17 protein-coding genes are annotated in these 17216 nt (G+C 57.0%); 3 read left to right on the forward strand and 14 right to left on the reverse strand.

Going from position 1 to position 17216, the window contains the following annotated elements:
* Positions 1 to 153: 153 nt before the first annotated feature.
* The 9 genes from ACQKIK_RS14775 to ACQKIK_RS14815 all read right to left on the reverse strand — a co-directional run bounded on the left by ACQKIK_RS14775 (position 154) and on the right by ACQKIK_RS14815 (position 9333).
* Positions 154 to 960 carry a secretin N-terminal domain-containing protein gene (locus ACQKIK_RS14775; RefSeq protein ID WP_499136482.1) on the reverse strand — a complete coding sequence of 269 codons (807 nt, stop codon included), beginning with the start codon at positions 958 to 960 and terminating at the stop codon, positions 154 to 156.
* Complete coding sequence (locus tag ACQKIK_RS14780) at positions 957 to 1583, reverse strand: DUF7931 domain-containing protein (protein WP_499136729.1); 627 nt, start codon at positions 1581 to 1583, stop codon at positions 957 to 959. Before ACQKIK_RS14780 ends, ACQKIK_RS14775 begins: the two co-directional genes overlap by 4 nt.
* A gap of 7 nt (positions 1584 to 1590) precedes the next feature.
* A complete protein-coding gene (locus ACQKIK_RS14785; protein WP_045426487.1) occupies positions 1591 to 2016 on the reverse strand; it encodes a GNAT family N-acetyltransferase in 426 nt (141 codons plus the stop codon).
* Complete coding sequence (locus ACQKIK_RS14790; RefSeq protein ID WP_045426490.1) at positions 2009 to 3175, reverse strand: ribosomal protein uL16 3-hydroxylase; 1167 nt, start codon at positions 3173 to 3175, stop codon at positions 2009 to 2011. The genes ACQKIK_RS14785 and ACQKIK_RS14790 overlap by 8 nt, the downstream gene beginning before the upstream one ends.
* Positions 3176 to 3251: 76 nt before the next feature.
* Positions 3252 to 4622, reverse strand: coding sequence for an adenylosuccinate lyase (gene purB / locus ACQKIK_RS14795; protein WP_499136483.1), 1371 nt, complete (start codon positions 4620 to 4622; stop codon positions 3252 to 3254).
* 109 nt (positions 4623 to 4731) lie between these two features.
* A complete protein-coding gene (gene hflD, locus ACQKIK_RS14800) occupies positions 4732 to 5355 on the reverse strand; it encodes a high frequency lysogenization protein HflD (protein WP_045426495.1) in 624 nt (207 codons plus the stop codon).
* Positions 5352 to 6482: a tRNA 2-thiouridine(34) synthase MnmA gene (gene mnmA, locus ACQKIK_RS14805; protein ID WP_045426498.1), complete on the reverse strand. Its 1131-nt coding sequence runs from the start codon at positions 6480 to 6482 to the stop codon at positions 5352 to 5354. The genes hflD and mnmA overlap by 4 nt, the downstream gene beginning before the upstream one ends.
* Before the next feature lie 67 nt (positions 6483 to 6549).
* A complete protein-coding gene (locus ACQKIK_RS14810) occupies positions 6550 to 6990 on the reverse strand; it encodes an NUDIX hydrolase (protein ID WP_499136484.1) in 441 nt (146 codons plus the stop codon).
* A gap of 117 nt (positions 6991 to 7107) precedes the next feature.
* The gene (locus tag ACQKIK_RS14815) at positions 7108 to 9333 is read right to left on the reverse strand and encodes an NADP-dependent isocitrate dehydrogenase (RefSeq protein WP_499136485.1); all 2226 of its coding nucleotides are present in this window, start codon (positions 9331 to 9333) and stop codon (positions 7108 to 7110) included.
* Positions 9334 to 9699: 366 nt separating this feature from the next.
* Here ACQKIK_RS14815 and icd point away from each other — a divergent pair, with 366 nt between their 5' ends.
* Positions 9700 to 10956 (forward strand): NADP-dependent isocitrate dehydrogenase, encoded by a 1257-nt coding sequence (gene icd / locus ACQKIK_RS14820; RefSeq protein ID WP_128121199.1) that lies wholly within the window; start codon positions 9700 to 9702, stop codon positions 10954 to 10956.
* Positions 10957 to 11014: 58 nt separating this feature from the next.
* Here the strand turns inward: icd and cspD are convergent, their stop codons facing one another.
* Positions 11015 to 11272 (reverse strand): cold shock domain-containing protein CspD, encoded by a 258-nt coding sequence (gene cspD / locus ACQKIK_RS14825; protein ID WP_045426519.1) that lies wholly within the window; start codon positions 11270 to 11272, stop codon positions 11015 to 11017.
* 213 nt (positions 11273 to 11485) lie between these two features.
* On the opposite strand from cspD, the gene clpS reads away from it, so the two are divergent.
* Positions 11486 to 11848, forward strand: a complete 363-nt coding sequence (gene clpS, locus ACQKIK_RS14830) for an ATP-dependent Clp protease adapter ClpS (RefSeq protein WP_046163622.1) — start codon at positions 11486 to 11488, stop codon at positions 11846 to 11848.
* Between the two features lie 28 nt (positions 11849 to 11876).
* Positions 11877 to 14147, forward strand: coding sequence for an ATP-dependent Clp protease ATP-binding subunit ClpA (clpA, locus tag ACQKIK_RS14835; RefSeq protein ID WP_064482491.1), 2271 nt, complete (start codon positions 11877 to 11879; stop codon positions 14145 to 14147).
* Between the two features lie 186 nt (positions 14148 to 14333).
* On the opposite strand, the gene infA is transcribed toward clpA, so the two are convergent.
* The 4 genes from infA to trxB form a co-directional block, all read right to left on the reverse strand.
* The gene (gene infA, locus ACQKIK_RS14840) at positions 14334 to 14552 is read right to left on the reverse strand and encodes a translation initiation factor IF-1 (protein ID WP_002553999.1); all 219 of its coding nucleotides are present in this window, start codon (positions 14550 to 14552) and stop codon (positions 14334 to 14336) included.
* Between the two features lie 99 nt (positions 14553 to 14651).
* A complete protein-coding gene (locus tag ACQKIK_RS14845; protein ID WP_046163623.1) occupies positions 14652 to 15359 on the reverse strand; it encodes an arginyltransferase in 708 nt (235 codons plus the stop codon).
* A 52-nt stretch (positions 15360 to 15411) separates the two neighbouring features.
* Complete coding sequence (aat, locus tag ACQKIK_RS14850) at positions 15412 to 16092, reverse strand: leucyl/phenylalanyl-tRNA--protein transferase (protein WP_499136486.1); 681 nt, start codon at positions 16090 to 16092, stop codon at positions 15412 to 15414.
* Positions 16093 to 16136: 44 nt separating this feature from the next.
* Positions 16137 to 17084: a thioredoxin-disulfide reductase gene (gene trxB / locus ACQKIK_RS14855; protein ID WP_499136487.1), complete on the reverse strand. Its 948-nt coding sequence runs from the start codon at positions 17082 to 17084 to the stop codon at positions 16137 to 16139.
* Positions 17085 to 17216 lie beyond the last annotated feature (132 nt).

The raw sequence follows: 17216 nt of genomic DNA on the forward strand, positions 1-17216 counted from the left end.
GGCTGAGCGCGATCCGGAGACCCTTTCAGAGTCTCTGGTTAGCGGGAGCGGGGCCATGATGCTCCGGCTAAAATGGTTCGTCAAATGTTTTTGTAGTGAACTTTGGTAAGCACTACATTTCTTAACCGAGCGTTATTTGTCTGCTGAACTTTCTTAATTCAGCGTGTCTACTTTCAGTCGTAGGGAAAGGTCTTGACTGCCGGCTGTGGAATATCTGCGTAGCATTCCGTTCTCGCTGGAGTTTGCAGATTCGTCAACGCCGCCGAGCTCAATCCATTCGCCGAGCCGTCCGCTGACCCGAGTATCGGTTTGCTGGACGTTGATTGCGCCTGGCTGGGATGCGCTCATACGGTCGTTATGGCTGCTAATCGTAACCTGCACCCGGTCGCCCTGAACCGTAGCGGTGGCGTAGAAACCGCGAGTGACATCCCGATACTGAGTTTGTTGATAGATCTGCCCGTAGCCATCGGCCCCCGTGGTGGTGATTGGTACGCTTTGGCCTATCTGAATCAATGCAGGATAACCCTCGGTGGCTTGGACCTGTTGAACACCTCCGCCTTGGCTGTTGGTGCTGCGACGAATGATGCGCGCCTGGTCTCTGCCTCTCTTCTCGCCGTCTCCGCTCTGGACTTCAACGTCACCGATGCGGGTTGTGCCGTCGACCCGATAGCCACTTTCGCTGCCTGCGGCCGAGTTTTGGGTATCGACACTTATAAGAAGCCTGCGAGGTTCGGTATCTAGCTTGGACAGCACATCGCGCAGCTCAATGATCACAGCGGCCGGCGCGTTCACGATCAGCTGGTTGCCATATGCGTTGACTTTGCCCTGATCCCCTACAACTGATTGGGCGATCGGTAGCACGTCCTCCGCCATTCGGAAGTCCAGTGGAATTACCTCTGTCGCAGCATTTAGCGCCGAGCTAACGACTAACAGGCAAGCAGCGAAAAAGCGACGAGTCATAGCAAAAAGCTCCGCATATCGGGATCAGGAAGGCTGCGGTCCCAGGCGGCGTCGAATAGCCTTAGCTGTTGGCGAGCGCGACCAGGGGCTCGGTATAGCGCATGACCAGAGAATTGATCCGCATTCGGGCGAATCAGCATGCCGCACCCATCGACCACAAGGAACGCGGAGGTTTGTAGTTGATAATCTTGATGAGTGCGGCGAATGTGCAAGTTGCTAGTCAATCTACGGCTCAGAGTGACCAGGCGGTGACCTTCTTTGATTGCGCGAGACGAGTCGCCCACCAAGATACGCAAGCGGTTGCGTGGATGGGCCCGTAAAAACTGCGAGCATGCCTTTTGAATGCAGCTGTGGTTGTACAGCCAAGGTTCCAGGTCCGGCGTATAGATGCTCAGGCTGCGCCTGACCTGCTCAATCAGCGCAAGCGCATGCTTACGAGCTTCGCCCATGTCATCGAAAGCTTGAACTGTAGTGCTGACACCTAGCGTAAACGGCGCGGCTTGCCATTCTTGTTGAAGAGCAGGCTGTGCCGCTGGGTTACCAATCTGGAAGCGACCCGGTAATTGGAACTCGATCAACGACGGGGCGTCTGCGCTGATAGAGTGATCCGGGTCGTCATGCATCATATGGCTAGTGGCTCTTTCGTAGCATATCGACGTGGGGAAGGCCGGCCTCGAGGAACTCTTCGCTGACTACTTCGAAGCCAAGGCGCTCATAGAACGATGTGGCATGCACTTGGGCGGTGAGTCGCTGTTCGTTGAGGCCGCGCCGCTCGGCTTCTTCAATGACCGCTTTCATCAGTGCGCCGCCGACGTTCATTCCGCGCCAGTCGCGTAATACCGAAACGCGACCGATGTGCCCGTCATTAAGCAGTCGCGCGGTACCAATCGGATAGCCGCTTTCCAAGGCAAGGAAATGCACGGCCTCGACATCATCTGCGTCCCACTCCAGTTCCGGGGGCACGGACTGTTCAGCAATGAACACAGTTTCCCTAATCCGGCGTAGGTCGGCGTTATCCTGCTGCCAGTCGGCGATGCGAACTTCTATATCACTCATCAGCAAACTCCAGACTTCCCTGTTTGACCAGTTGCAGCACGAGATTACGCCCATCCTCGTCGCTCAGCCAGCCAGCGAGATTTTCGGCATGGAGCGCATCGGCTGAACAGACCATTTTCAATAGCTCCTTCAGATGACCTGGAAGCAACCGACTTTGACCGCTGGCAAACAGCAACAAGCCGATGTCCACTTCACTCCAGGCCAGGCGCGCACTCAGGTTTCGCACGAGTATGGCGCCATCATCCAATGCTGCGAGCATTGCCTGCTCGTCGATTTCCGGACCCTGCACTCGCTCCGGATAGCGCGGTTCGGTCATGAACTGGCCGAACCAGGTTAGCAGCAATCGCTCGTCGCCCATATGCTCGGTGAGCATCGCGCGCAGGCGATCCAGCGCATCGCTTTGGATCTGGTGCGGGTCTTCGATCGGAAGCATATCGGCATCGCTGTAGCGTTCCTCATCAGGCAGGAACTGCGCCAGGAAGTCAGTGAAATGGGTGAGGACTTCCGCTGCGCTGGGAGCCCTGAAGCCTAGCGAGTAGGTCATGCACGCATCTTCGGCGGTACCGAAATGAGCCAGTCTTGGCGGCAGGTAAAGCATGTCGCCTGGCTCAAGCACCCATTCGTCGGTGCCTTGAAAATCCGCGAGTATGCGCAGGTCGGCATGCTTGAGCATTTTGCTCTCGCTGTCGCACATCTGACCTACGCGCCAGCGACGCTGGCCATGCGCTTGGAGGAGGAATACATCGTAATTGTCGAAGTGCGGACCCACACCGCCCCCCGGCGCTGCAAAGCTGACCATTACGTCATCGATCCGCCAATTGGGCAGGAAGCGAAAGTGCTCGATAAGCTCGGCAACTTCCGGCACCAATTGATCGACGGCCTGGACCAGCAACGTCCAGTCACGCTCCGGCAGGTTCTGGTAGGTATCTTCGCTGAAGGGGCCGCGGCGCAGCTCCCACGGAGTTTCGCCATGTTCGATGACCAGGCGTGACTCGACTTCCTCCTCCAGAGACAAGCCGGCCAACTCGTCTGGGGAAACCGGGCTTTCGAACCCGGGAATTGCCTGGCGGACCAGTAGAGGTTTTTTCTGCCAATAATCACGAAGAAACTCGCGCGCGCTGATCCCGCCAAGGATTTGCAAAGGGGTGTCGGAAGTCATGCCAGGTACCTTGCTCTGTTTAAGAGCTGCAAATAAAAACGCCCGGCACAGCCGGGCGTGCAAATAATGAGTTCGCTCAGATCCGCTTGGCCTGATCGGCGGCGTTGCCGATGTAGGCGGCCGGGGTCAGTTTGCGCAGCGCTTGCTTGGCTTCGGCCGGCATATCCAGGCCTTCGATGAAAGTCTGCAGCGCCTCGGGGCTGATGCCTTTGCCTCGGGTCAACTCCTTGAGTTTCTCGTAGGGATTCTCAATGGCATACCGACGCATGACGGTCTGGATCGGCTCGGCCAGTACTTCCCAGCAAGCGTCGAGGTCCTCGGCAATTCGCGCTTCGTTGAGCTCCAGCTTACCGATGCCTTTGAGGCTTGCCTCGTACGCAATGATGCTATGAGCAAAGCCAACTCCCAGATTGCGCAGTACGGTGGAGTCGGTCAGGTCACGCTGCCAGCGTGAGATGGGCAGCTTGCTCGCCAAGTGACTCAGCAGTGCGTTGGCAATACCGAGATTGCCTTCCGAGTTCTCGAAATCGATCGGATTGACCTTGTGCGGCATGGTCGAGGAGCCAATTTCGCCAGCAACGGTGCGCTGCTTGAAATAGCCCAGCGAAATGTAGCCCCAGATGTCGCGATCAAAATCTATAAGAATCGTGTTGAATCGAGCCACGGCATCGAACAGCTCGGCAATGTAATCGTGAGGCTCGATCTGTGTGGTGTAAGGGTTCCAGGAGAGTCCAAGGTCACCTTCGATGAATTCTCGCGCGTTAGCTTCCCAGTCAACGTCGGGATAAGCCGACAAGTGAGCATTGTAGTTGCCGACGGCGCCATTGATCTTGCCGAGCAGCGGCACCGCCGCAACCTGCGCAATCTGACGCTCCAGGCGATATACCACGTTAGCCAGTTCCTTGCCCAAGGTGGTGGGCGAAGCGGGCTGACCATGGGTACGGGAGAGCATTGGTACGTCTGCATGCGCGACAGCCAAGGCGCGGATTGCGTCCGCTAACTGGCGCATTAGGGGCAGCAAAACCTCATCTCGACCCTGGCGTAGCATCAGAGCATGGGACAGGTTGTTGATGTCCTCGCTGGTACATGCGAAATGGATGAACTCATTGACCTTGGCCAGCTCCGGTAACTGCTTGGCCTGCTCCTTGAGGAGGTATTCCACCGCTTTTACGTCGTGGTTGGTGGTTCGCTCGAATTCCTTAACACGCTCGGCATGTTCCAGCTGGAAGTCTTCGGCAAGCTGATTGAGTAGTGCGTTAGCCTCTTCCGAGAAAGGCGCCACCTCTGGAATTCCGGCGTGTGCAGCCAGGCGCTGCAGCCAGCCGACCTCAACCTGAACGCGGCAGCGAATCAGGCCGAATTCGCTGAAAATGGGGCGCAGGGCGCTGGTTTTGCCGGCGTAGCGGCCATCGACAGGGGAAACCGCGGTGAGCGAGGAAAGCTGCATAGAGGGCATTCTCGGACAGTCGAGCGACGAAAAGAGGGCGCAGATTATACACGAAGCGGACGGCTAATTGCCGCTGTGGCCAGTAAGCACGTTGCGCTCCGTGTTGCGGTTATTCAGATTTCAGCATGGGATATAGCGCGTCGAGCATTTTGCGCCGGCTGAATACCATCTGCCAGCGGTGCCCGCCGAGCTGGCGCCAGAGCCGCGCTGAACGAATCCCTGCCAGCAGAAGTGCGCGTATTTTTGCTGCGTTGTCGTTCTGCTGAAGATGGCGCATGTCGCCTTGGACCTGAATGCGCTGGCGAAAGGTGCTCAGTGTGTCCTGGTACAAACCGCCAAAAGAGGCGATTACGTTTTCGTGGGTCAGCCCAAAGTGATCGGCCTGCTGCTGTATCTGGTCTAGGCGGCTTCCGATCACCTGCAACAGGTCACGGCGTTTATCCAGCTGTCGTTCCAGGCCGATCATCGCCAGCGCATAGCGCAGCGGCTCGCGTTGCAGGCTGCTGGTGTCTCGCTCCAGTGCGCCGACAAGGGCGCGATAGCCCTCGCGGAGATTCAAGTCATCTCCGCCATAGATCTCCAAAGCCGGTTTGTCCTCTCGCACCAACAGGCTGCCCAACAGGTTCGCCAGGGCTGCGTTCGGCACTTGACCGGTTCGGGCTATTCGATCGACCAGTGCTGCAGCTTCGAACACAGCTCCAAGAGCTACCAGTTGTTCCTGTCGTGGCGTCATGGGCGGGCTCCGGCGAACCAGGGCTCTGCGGTCTCGATCACGCCACCACCGAGGCAAACGTCGCCATCGTAGAACACCACGGATTGGCCAGGCGTTACAGCGCGTTGAGGTTCGTCGAACACCGCTCGATAGCCGTTGGCGGTTTGTTCCAATGTGCAGGTCTGGTCGCTCTGCCGATAGCGAACCTTCGCCGTGAGCCGCAGGGGGGCGGTCAGTTCGATCGGATTGACCCAGTAGATTTCTGAGGCGAGCAGGGCGCGCGAGAACAGCCAGGGATGGTCATTGCCTTGACCTACTACAAGCACGTTGCGCTCGAGATCCTTGCTTAACACGTACCAAGGCTCGTCGCTCGCGTCCTTAAGGCCGCCGATACCCAAACCCTGCCGCTGGCCGATGGTGTGATACATAAGGCCGTGATGGCGACCTATGGTTTCGCCGTCTATCGTTTCGATGTTGCCCGGTTGAGCAGGCAGATATTGCTTGAGAAAATCGCTGAATCGGCGCTCGCCGATGAAGCAAATTCCGGTCGAGTCTTTCTTTTTCGCCGTCGCCAACCCGTGCTTTTCGGCAACTGCCCGGACCGCTGGCTTTTCCAGCTCCCCCACCGGGAATAAGGTTTTGCTCAGCTGCTCGCCGCCAACAGCGTGAAGGAAATAGCTTTGGTCCTTGTTCGAGTCCAGCCCTTTGAGCAGCTCGCTGCGCCCATCGATGTCTCGTCGCCGCACGTAGTGTCCGGTCGCGATCAGGTCGGCGCCGAGCGCCAGTGCATAATCAAGGAACGCCTTGAATTTGATCTCGCGGTTGCAAAGGATGTCGGGATTCGGCGTCCTGCCTGCTTTGTACTCAGCGAGAAAGTGCTCGAACACGTTGTCCCAGTACTCAGCGGCAAAGTTTGCCGTGTGCAGTTTAATGCCGATCCTGTCGCAGACAGCCTGGGCGTCGGCTAGATCCTCCCGAGCAGTGCAATACTCGGTTCCGTCATCTTCTTCCCAGTTCTTCATGAACAGGCCTTCGACCTGGTACCCCTGTTCGAGGAGAAGCAGAGCGGAAACTGACGAGTCGACACCGCCGGACATGCCGACAATGACGCGCAGGTTTTCAGGGGCAACGAACGGTGAATCAGGCATAAAGACTCAGGGTTAACTGCAAAGCGTGCAATTCTAACAGGCCGGTCAAGCCAGCGGTTAAGGTCGCTCAGTCTCGTATCACGGCGAGATCGTGTGGCGGGCCAGCCAGATAGTCATCAATGCAGCGCAGGATCAGCTCGCTGCGCCAACGTTCCGGTTGGTCGGCCAGTTCGTCTCGAGTCATCCACAGCGCTGCGACAATGCCGCTGTCGAGTTCGCGGTGCGGCTCATGGCGAACCGGAGTGGCCGCAAAGCAGACGCGTTGGTAGGTCACGCCGTTGCTAGGTGCAGTGTATAGGTAGATACCTACTAGACCCACGAGCGCGACCTCCCAGCCGGTTTCCTCTAGGGTTTCGCGCACCGCGGCTTGGCGTAATGTTTCGTGGGGTTCAAGGTGCCCCGCCGGTTGATTCAGTACCAAACGGCCGCCTTTTGATTCTTCGACCATAAGGAAGCGGCCATCGACCTCGACAATCGTCGCCACGGTTATGTGTGGATGCCAGCTCATGTTCGGCCTCAGCTCGTCTATAGACTTCGATGGTAGCGTTTCGCGGGCACTGTAAAAAGAAACCCCGGCCTAGCGCCGGGGTTTCTTTGTTTCATGAAGCAGTACCGCCAGCGAAGATCAAGCCAGGGCGGCTAGCGCGGCGTTGAACGTTGCGCTAGGACGCATCGCTTTGCTGGTCAGCTCAGGATTGGAGCGGTAATAGCCGCCGATCTCCACGGGCTTGCCCTGAACCTCGGCCAGTTCAGCGAGAATGGCTTGCTCGTTGTCTTGTAGCTGCTTCGCCAGGGGCGCGAAACGGGCCTGCAGTTGAGTATCGTCGGTTTGTGCTGCTAGCTCCTGCGCCCAGTACAGCGCCAGGTAGAAGTGGCTGCCGCGGTTGTCCAGCTCACCGGTACGACGAGAGGGCGACTTGTTGTTGTCGAGCAGCTTGCCGGTTGCAGCATCCAGCGTTCTGCCCAGCAGTTTGGCTTTGACGTTGTCGGTCTTGATGCCCGTCTCTTCCAGCGACACGGCCAACGCCAGGAACTCACCGAGCGAGTCCCAGCGGAGGTGGTTTTCTTCGATCAACTGCTGGACATGCTTGGGTGCGGACCCACCGGCGCCGGTCTCGTACATGCCACCGCCTGCCATCAGGGGAACGATCGACAGCATCTTTGCCGAGGTGCCGAGTTCCATGATCGGGAACAGGTCGGTCAGGTAATCGCGCAGCACGTTGCCGGTCACGGAAATGGTGTCCTGGCCACGAATCAAGCGCTCCATGCTCACGCGGATGGCTTCGTTGTAGCCCATGATGCGAATGTCTAGCCCGCTCAGGTCATGCTCCTGCAGATAGGCTTCAACCTTCTTCTGCAGTTCACGATCGTGCGCGCGCTCTGGGTCAAGCCAGAAGATGGTCGGCGTGCCCGATTGGCGCGCGCGGGTAACGGCCAGCTTGACCCAGTCGCGAATCGGCGCGTCCTTGGTTTGGCACGCGCGCCAGATGTCACCTTTCTCCACTTCGTGCTGCATCAGCACGGCGCCATCGGCCAGCACGACGCGCATGGTGCCGTCAGCTTGCATTTCGAAGGTCTTGTCATGGGAGCCGTACTCTTCGGCCTTCTGCGCCATCAGGCCGACGTTCGGTACGCTGCCCATGGTTACCGGATCGAACGCACCGTTGGTCTTACAGAAGTTGATCATCTCCTGATAGATGCGGGCATAGGTGCTCTCTGGCATCACCGCCTTGGTGTCTTTCTGCTTTCCGTCTTTGCCCCACATCTGACCCGAGTTGCGGATCATGGCGGGCATGGACGCATCAACGATCACATCGCTCGGAATGTGCAGGTTTGTGATGCCCTTGACAGAATCCACCATCGCCATTTCAGGACGCTCGGCGTAGCAGGCGTGGATGTCGTGAAGGATCTCTTCCTGCTGGGAGTCGGGCAGCGACTTGATCTTGTCATAGACGCTGCTGATGCCATTGTTCGGATTGACGCCCAGTTCTTTGAACAGCTCGCCGTACTTGTCGAAGACGTCCTTGTAGTAAACGCTAACGGCGTGGCCGAAGACGATCGGGTGCGAGATTTTCATCATGGTCGCCTTGACATGCAGGGACCACATAACGCCGGTTTCTTTGCAGTCCTGCAGCGTTTGCTCGAAAAACTCACGCAGCTTGTTGCAGCTCATGAACATGCCGTCGAGCACTTCGCCTTCCTGCAAGGCGAGCTGCTTCTTGACTTCAACCTTGCCATCTTTGCCGACAAACTCGATGCGCACATCACCGGCTGCTGCCATGGTGATGGACTGTTCGCTGGAGAAGAAATCGCCGCCGCGCATGTAGTCCGCATGCGACTGCGACGCCTTGCTCCACTTGCCCATCGAGTGCGGATGCTTGCGAGCAAATGCTTTTACCGCTGCGGGGGCGCGTCGGTCCGAGTTGCCTTCGCGCAGAACCGGGTTAACGGCGCTACCGAGCACCTTGCCGTAACGCGCACGCACTTCTTTGTCAGCTTCCGTCTGCGGGTCTTCTGGAAAATTGGGAATGCCATAACCCAATGCTTGCAGTTCAGCGATGGCCGCCTTGAGTTGAGGCACGGAAGCGCTGATGTTGGGGAGCTTAATGATGTTGGCGTCCGGCTGATTAGTCAGCTCGGCAAGCTTGGCCAGGTCATCTTCAACCGCTTTGTCGGCACCCAGCTGATCGGAAAAGCTTGCAAGGATGCGCCCTGCGAGAGAGATGTCACGTGTTTCGACGGCTATATCAGCGGAGGCGGCAAAGGCTTCTACAATGGGCAGAAGCGAATAGGTGGCCAGCGCCGGGGCTTCGTCGGTGAAGGTATAGATAATCTTCGAGCGGGTGGACATGTAGAGTTGACTCTCTCTTGCTGAGCGTGCACAGAACTTCGATGTGCGCAGGTAGGCGCCCTGGCTGCGTTAGCCGTGCCAGTTTCGAGGTTCGCCGCGATGATGTTGGATGCAGCACCACTGGAGTGTTGAGTATTTGACCGACCGGCTGCGGTTGGCAGCCTGGCGGTTCAGGGGCGAGGATCTCGTCGGAGATTAGCTGCCTCTCATGACTCGTTAGTCACCTAAGCAGTATATCACTGCCGCCCGTTGTCAAAGAATGCCCTGGCCATACGACGAACGAACATATGGTTTAGGCCGATTCAACTGGGTTACTCTTCGAAGATGACCACTGTTTAATGTTTAACCACAAAAACGGAGTCCAGCATGGGATACCAAAAGATCCAGGTGCCTGCCAGCGGTGACAAAATCACCGTCAATACCGATAACACCCTGAACGTACCCAACAATCCGATCATTCCTTATATAGAAGGTGACGGTATTGGCGTGGACATTAGCCCAGTGATGATCAAGGTAGTCGATGCTGCCGTAGAGAAGGCTTACGGCGGTGAGCGCAAGATCGCTTGGATGGAAATCTATGCGGGCGAGAAGGCGACGCAGGTGTATGACCAGGATACCTGGCTGCCCAAGGAGACGCTGGAGGTCGTGCGCGATTTTGTGGTGTCGATCAAGGGCCCTCTGACCACCCCGGTCGGCGGTGGCATTCGCTCGCTGAACGTTGCGCTACGCCAAGAGCTTGATCTCTATGTCTGTCAGCGCCCCGTACGCTGGTTCACAGGCGTACCCAGCCCGGTGAAGAAGCCCGCAGACGTCGATATGGTTATCTTCCGTGAGAATTCTGAAGACATCTACGCAGGGGTAGAGTGGAAGGCCGGGTCGCCTGAGTGCGAAAAGGTTATCAAGTTTCTTACTGAAGAGATGGGTGTCAAGAAGATCCGCTTCACTGAAAATTGCGGCATAGGCATCAAGCCGGTTTCTCTGGAAGGGACGAAGCGTCTGGTGCGCAAGGCGCTGCAATACGCAGTCGACAATGATCGCAGGTCAGTGACCATTGTCCACAAGGGCAACATCATGAAGTTCACCGAAGGCGCATTCAAAGAATGGGGCTACGAGGTGGCGCGCGACGAGTTCGGTGCAGAGTTGCTGGACGGCGGTCCATGGATGCAGTTCAAAAACCCTAATACAGGCAAGAACATTGTCGTTAAGGACGCCATTGCTGACGCGATGCTTCAGCAGATTCTGCTGCGCCCTGCCGAGTACGATGTGATCGCCACACTTAATCTGAACGGTGACTACCTGTCAGATGCTCTAGCGGCTGAAGTGGGTGGCATCGGTATTGCTCCGGGGGCGAATCTCTCGGACACAGTTGCGATGTTCGAGGCCACGCACGGCACGGCGCCGAAGTATGCGGGGCAGGACAAGGTCAACCCAGGGTCGTTGATCCTTTCGGCGGAAATGATGTTACGTCACATGGGTTGGGTGGAAGCAGCTGACCTGATCATCAAATCGACCGAAAGCGCTATCGCTGCCAAGACGGTGACATACGATTTCGAGCGTCTGATGGACGGAGCCAAGCTGATGTCCTGCTCGGAGTTCGGTGATGCCATGATCTCCCACATGTAGTTTTGAGGGAGCAACACAAAAAAGGCCGATCAATGATCGGCCTTTTTGTTGCCTGGCATCAGGCGTCTACGGTCGAGCCCTGTGAGGCAGGTGCAACCGCCTCCGCAGTGGTCTGCAGCGACCGAATGTTGGTTGCGTGCAGGCCCTTGGGACCTTGCAGTATGTCGAACATGACCGCTTGCCCAGCTTTCAGAGTTCTGTACCCTTCCATTTGAATGGCAGAGTAGTGGGCGAACAGGTCCTCATCGCCGCCGTCTGCTACGATAAATCCATAGCCTTTAGCGTTGTTGAACCACTTGACCTTACCGCTTAGCATGCTGTTATCCCTCTGCAAAGGAGTCCATCACTGGAGTAACATCCATTTCATTCCGCGCTGATGCAGCACATGGCCCACATGCGCAGCCCGTTGCCGTTGTGGCACATACTGTTTGTATCATCGTTTTGCCGATAGTCAAGGCGACTCGTCAGGTGGCTGTGAAGCCCTTCTATTTACCCGGCCTCGGCGCCCCGATCTAGAACTGTTATACGCATGCGTGCATTTCCAGAGATTCGACTAGTATTCAATCAAGATCGTCCGAAGCCATCGGACGACGACTCCTCTGGCCTGGCGGTCGAAGAAGCCAAGCCGCAGCTGAAGGCACCACCGATGTTCAAAGTTGTCATGTTTAATGATGACTACACGCCGATGGATTTCGTCGTGGAGGTGCTGGAAGGAATTTTCAATCACAATCGGGAGCTAGCCACCAAGATCATGCTGGCGGTTCATACCGAAGGGCGGGCCGTTTGTGGCGTCTACACTCGCGACGTCGCTGAAACCAAAGCAATGCAGGTCAATCAATATGCAAGAGAATGCCAGCATCCTTTGCTTTGTGAGATCGAGAAGGACGGTTAACCCGACTGCTGGGTAAGAGGTGAAAGCTATGTTGAACCGTGAGCTCGAAGTCACTCTGAATCTGGCTTTCAAGGAGGCACGTACCAAGCGTCATGAGTTCATGACGGTTGAGCACCTTCTGCTAGCCCTGCTGGACAATGAAGCGGCCGCAACGGTGTTGCGCGCCTGCGGAGCCAGCCTCGATAAACTGCGTCATGACCTACAGGAGTTCATCGACTCCACTACGCCTCTGATTCCGCAGCACGATGACGAGCGCGAAACCCAGCCGACCCTAGGCTTCCAGCGAGTATTGCAGCGGGCGGTGTTCCACGTTCAAAGCTCGGGCAAGCGTGAGGTCACAGGCGCCAATGTGCTGGTTGCGATTTTCAGTGAGCAGGAAAGCCAGGCGGTGTTTTTGCTCAAGCAGCAGAATGTCGCCCGCATTGACGTCGTCAATTACATTGCTCACGGCATTTCCAAGGTGCCTGGTAACAACGGCAATCCTGAAAGCGACGGGGAAATGCAAGATGAGGAGGGCGGCGATTCGTCCGCAGCCGGAAATCCACTCGATGCCTATGCAAGCAATTTGAATGATCTGGCGCGTCAAGGCCGTATCGACCCATTGGTTGGGCGTGAACATGAGGTCGAGCGGGTCGCGCAGATTTTGGCTCGCCGTCGCAAGAACAACCCGTTGCTCGTTGGTGAGGCTGGTGTGGGCAAGACTGCGATTGCCGAGGGCCTGGCCAAGCGTATCGTAGATAACCAGGTGCCCGAGCTGCTCGCCAACAGCGTCGTTTATTCGCTTGATCTGGGGGCTTTGCTCGCTGGTACAAAATATCGCGGTGATTTCGAGAAGCGCTTCAAGGCGCTGTTGAACGAGCTTCGCAAGCGTCCGCAAGCTGTCCTGTTCATAGACGAAATTCACACCATTATCGGTGCAGGCGCGGCCTCTGGCGGGGTAATGGACGCGTCCAATCTTCTCAAGCCGTTGCTGTCTTCTGGCGAGATCAGATGCATTGGCTCGACTACCTTCCAGGAATTTCGCGGCATCTTCGAGAAGGACCGTGCACTGGCGCGGCGCTTCCAGAAGGTCGATGTGTCCGAGCCATCGGTTGAAGACACCATTGGCATCTTGCGTGGGTTGAAGGGTCGATTCGAGCAGCACCACAACATCGAATACAGCGATGAGTCTCTCCGCGCTGCGGCAGAGCTTGCGTCCCGCTACATCAATGATCGTCATATGCCTGACAAGGCCATCGATGTCATCGATGAAGCGGGCGCTTATCAGCGGCTTCAGCCCGAGGACAAGCGCGTCGCTCGAATCGAAGTCGAGCAGGTCGAGGATATCGTAGCGAAGATCGCTCGCATTCCCCCCAAGCATGTAAGTACATCAGACAAGGAGCTGCTGCGAAACCTGGAGCGCGACTTGAAGCTGACGGTGTTTGGTCAGGATGACGCAATCGACTCTCTGGCGACGGCAATCAAGCTGTCACGGGCAGGGCTCAAAGCTCCAGACAAGCCAGTAGGTTCGTTTCTCTTCGCTGGTCCCACCGGTGTGGGTAAAACAGAAGCTGCCCGCCAGTTGGCGCGGGCTCTTGGGATCGAGTTAGTACGCTTCGATATGTCCGAGTACATGGAGCGGCATACCGTATCTCGACTCATCGGCGCGCCGCCTGGCTATGTCGGTTTCGACCAGGGTGGGTTGCTGACAGAGGCCATCACAAAACAGCCGCATTGCGTATTGCTGCTTGATGAGATCGAGAAAGCGCATCCAGAGGTTTTCAACCTGCTGCTTCAGGTCATGGACCATGGCACGTTGACGGATAACAACGGCCGTAAAGCTGATTTCCGTAACGTGATCGTGATCATGACCACTAATGCGGGCGCGGAGACTGCTGCACGAGCGTCCATTGGCTTTACACATCAGGATCACGCTTCCGACGCCATGGAAGTGATCAAGAAGAGCTTCACGCCTGAGTTCCGCAACCGTCTGGATACGATCATCCAGTTCGGCCGTCTTAGCCATGAGGTCATCAAGAGCATCGTTGACAAATTCCTCATCGAGCTACAGACGCAGCTCGAGGACAAGCATGTCACGCTCGAAGTGTCCGATGCGGCACGCGGATGGTTGGCTGAGCGCGGCTACGACGTGCAAATGGGGGCGCGACCAATGGCTCGGCTGATTCAGGACAAGATCAAGCGGCCACTAGCTGAGGAGATCCTGTTCGGTGAACTGGCCGAACACGGCGGTGTCGTGCACATCGATATTCGTGATGGCGAGCCCTACTTTGACTTTGAGACGTCTGCTGAGTTGGCTTAACGCATTGAGGTGATGGAAACAAAAAAACGCCCGGCATAGTCGGGCGTTTTTTTCTGATCAAGATGGCGAAGCGCAAAGCTGGAGCTACCCAGCGTTTTGCATTCTGTCGATTGAGATGATCAAGGTCGTGGTATGAGCACAAACAAAAAAGCCCGGACTATGCCGGGCGTTCATGCTCGCGTCCTGTCAGCGGGCGCGGTAGGTGATGCGGCCTTTGCTCAGGTCGTAAGGCGTAAGTTCCACACGAACCTTGTCACCGGTAAGAATCCGGATGTAGTTCTTGCGCATCTTTCCGGAGATGTGCGCAGTAACGACGTGCCCATTTTCCAACTCCACACGAAACATGGTGTTAGGCAGGGTGTCGACGACAGTACCTTCCATTTCGAAGCTGTCTTCTTTCGACATTCAGTAAAACCCTCGGTGTCCAATGATAGACCCGGTACGAAGAATGCCCGGGTAAAAGCGGCAAGTATTGTGCCTGAAAGGGCCCCGAGAGCCAAGGGCTCAGGTTAGAGTTATCCAGCGCTGGTTAACCAACAGTTCAATCGGCCTATATTCGGTTTTGTAGTTCATTTTACGGCAGTTTTTGATCCAGTAGCCTAGGTAGATTGCTTTCAGCCCGAGGCGGGCAGCTTCACCAACCTGCCAGAGAATCGCGAAGCGACCAAGGCTACGGCGTTCCTCGCTGGGGTCGTAAAAGGTGTAAACGGCGGACAGCCCATTGGGCAGCAGGTCGGTCACTGCCAGAGCGAGCAGGCGGCCTTCCAGGCGGAACTCGTAAAAGCGAGAAAAGGGCAGATCACGCACCAGGAAGGTATGGAACTGGTCTCTGCTTGGCGGGTACATGTCGCCGTCTGCATGGCGCTGTTCGATATAGTTTGCGTAGAGCGCGTAGTACTCTTCGCTGAACGAAGGGCGGACGTCGCTCACAGTCAGGTCGGCGTTGCGCTTGAGGATGCGTTTCTGCTGCCGATTGAGCTGTAACCCGTCGGCCGGTATCCGCGCAGGGATGCATGCTGTGCAGCGTTGACAATGCGGGCGGTAGAGGTGGTCGCCGCTGCGGCGGAAGCCCATTTCGGACAGCTCTGCGTACACCTGTACGTCCATCGGCTGGCTGGGGTCGAGGAAGAGCGTGGTGGCCTGTTCGTCGGGCAGGTAGCTGCAGGCGTGAGGCTGGGTGGCGTAGAACTTGAGACGAGCCAGTGAAGTCATGGTCAGCTCTCGAAAATCTTGAAGTCAGTGTAGGTCAGCTTGGCTTCGTCGACTAGGACTCCCATCGGGCTGTACTGGGTTCATCCAGATAGCTGGCGAGCGTATTGGCGAAGGTTTGCCTGGGTACGGGTCTCGCGCCGAAACTGGCCAGGTGTTGCGTGTGCATCTGGCAGTCAATCAGTTTGAATCCCCAGTCTCTGAGACGTTCCACTAGTGCCACAAATCCCGCCTTGGATGCGTCGGTCGTACGGCTGAACATCGATTCGCCGAAGAATAGTTGACCCATTGCGAGGCCATAGAGGCCGCCGACCAACCGTTCGTCTTGCCAGACTTCGACTGAGTGAGCGATGCCGAGCCGATGCAGCTCCAAATAAGCGTCTTGCATCGGCATGGTGATCCATGTGCCGTCAGTGTAGTTGCGCGGGCCGGCACAACCTTCGATGACGTCTCGAAACGCTTGGTCGAAGGTGATGCTGAATGTTCCTTGCCGTAACTTCTTGCGCAGGCTGCGGGCGACATGCAGCTCTTCGGGATAGAGCACTGTGCGCGGGTCGGGTGACCACCAGAGCAGTGGCTGTCCTTCCTGATACCAAGGGAAGCAGCCATGACCGTAGGCCGCCAGCAAGCGTTCAGGCGATAGATCGCCTCCTGCAGCGAGAAGCCCGTTGGGCTCACGCATGGCTTTTTCGAGTGGGGGGAACGACAGGTTGTCGCGCTGCAGCCAGGTCAGCATATCGATAGCCACGGGGCGGATGGGGGCATCCGCCCGGAGAAGGGTTACAGGTCCAGAAACTTTTCGGCATCGAGCGCGGCCATGCAGCCGGCGCCGGCCGAAGTGATGGCTTGGCGATAAACGTGATCGGCCACATCGCCTGCAGCAAATACGCCTGGGATGGTGGTGCTGGTAGCATCTCCCTCGTTGCCGCCCTTGATGACGAGGTAGCCGTCTCTCATCTCAAGTTGGCCTTGGAAAAGATCGGTGTTGGGCTTGTGCCCGATAGCAATGAAGACACCTGCCAGTTCAAGGTTCCGCTCGTCGCCGGATTCGGTGCTCTTCAGTCTTACGCCTGTTACGCCACTCGCATCACCAAGCACTTCTTCCAGCGTATGGTTCCAATGCAGTCGAATATTGCCGTTGGTTGCCTTCTCCATGATCTTGTCCTGCAAAATCTTCTCGGAGCGAAGCTTGTCGCGGCGGTGGATCAAGTGAACTTCTTTGGCGATATTCGAGAGGTACAGCGCTTCTTCCACAGCGGTATTGCCGCCACCGATCACCGCCACAACCTGGTTGCGGTAAAAGAACCCGTCACAGGTGGCGCATGCCGACACGCCACGTCCGGCGAACGCTTCCTCTGAGGGCAAGCCGAGGTACTGGGCGGACGCTCCGGTGGCGATGATCAACGCATCACAGCTGTACGTTGCGCTATCGCCCTTGAGAATAAAGGGCCGCTGCTGCAGTTCAGCTGTGTGGATATGGTCGAACACGACTTCGGTGTCGAAGCGCTCTGCGTGTTTTTGCATCCGCTCCATCAACGCTGGGCCAGTCAAACCTTCGACGTCTCCTGGCCAGTTGTCGACTTCAGTGGTGGTGGTCAGCTGGCCGCCGGGCTGAATGCCGGTGATCATTACCGGTTTCAGGTTGGCCCGGGCCGCGTATACGGCCGCGGTATAACCGGCCGGGCCCGAGCCGAGGATGATCAGACGTGAATGCTTGACTTCATTCATAAAAAGCCCTCATAAGCCTTTGTTACCAATAGAGAAGCGTGCTCCAGTCGAGTCACGTTTTAAAAACTGGCGTTTATGCTACACCGAAGCACGGACAAAAGCCCAAGCCGGCACGGAACCGGCATGCCATCG

It is taken from the genome of Pseudomonas sp. NPDC047961 (genome assembly GCF_050272435.1).
Taxonomy (GTDB): domain Bacteria; phylum Pseudomonadota; class Gammaproteobacteria; order Pseudomonadales; family Pseudomonadaceae; genus Stutzerimonas.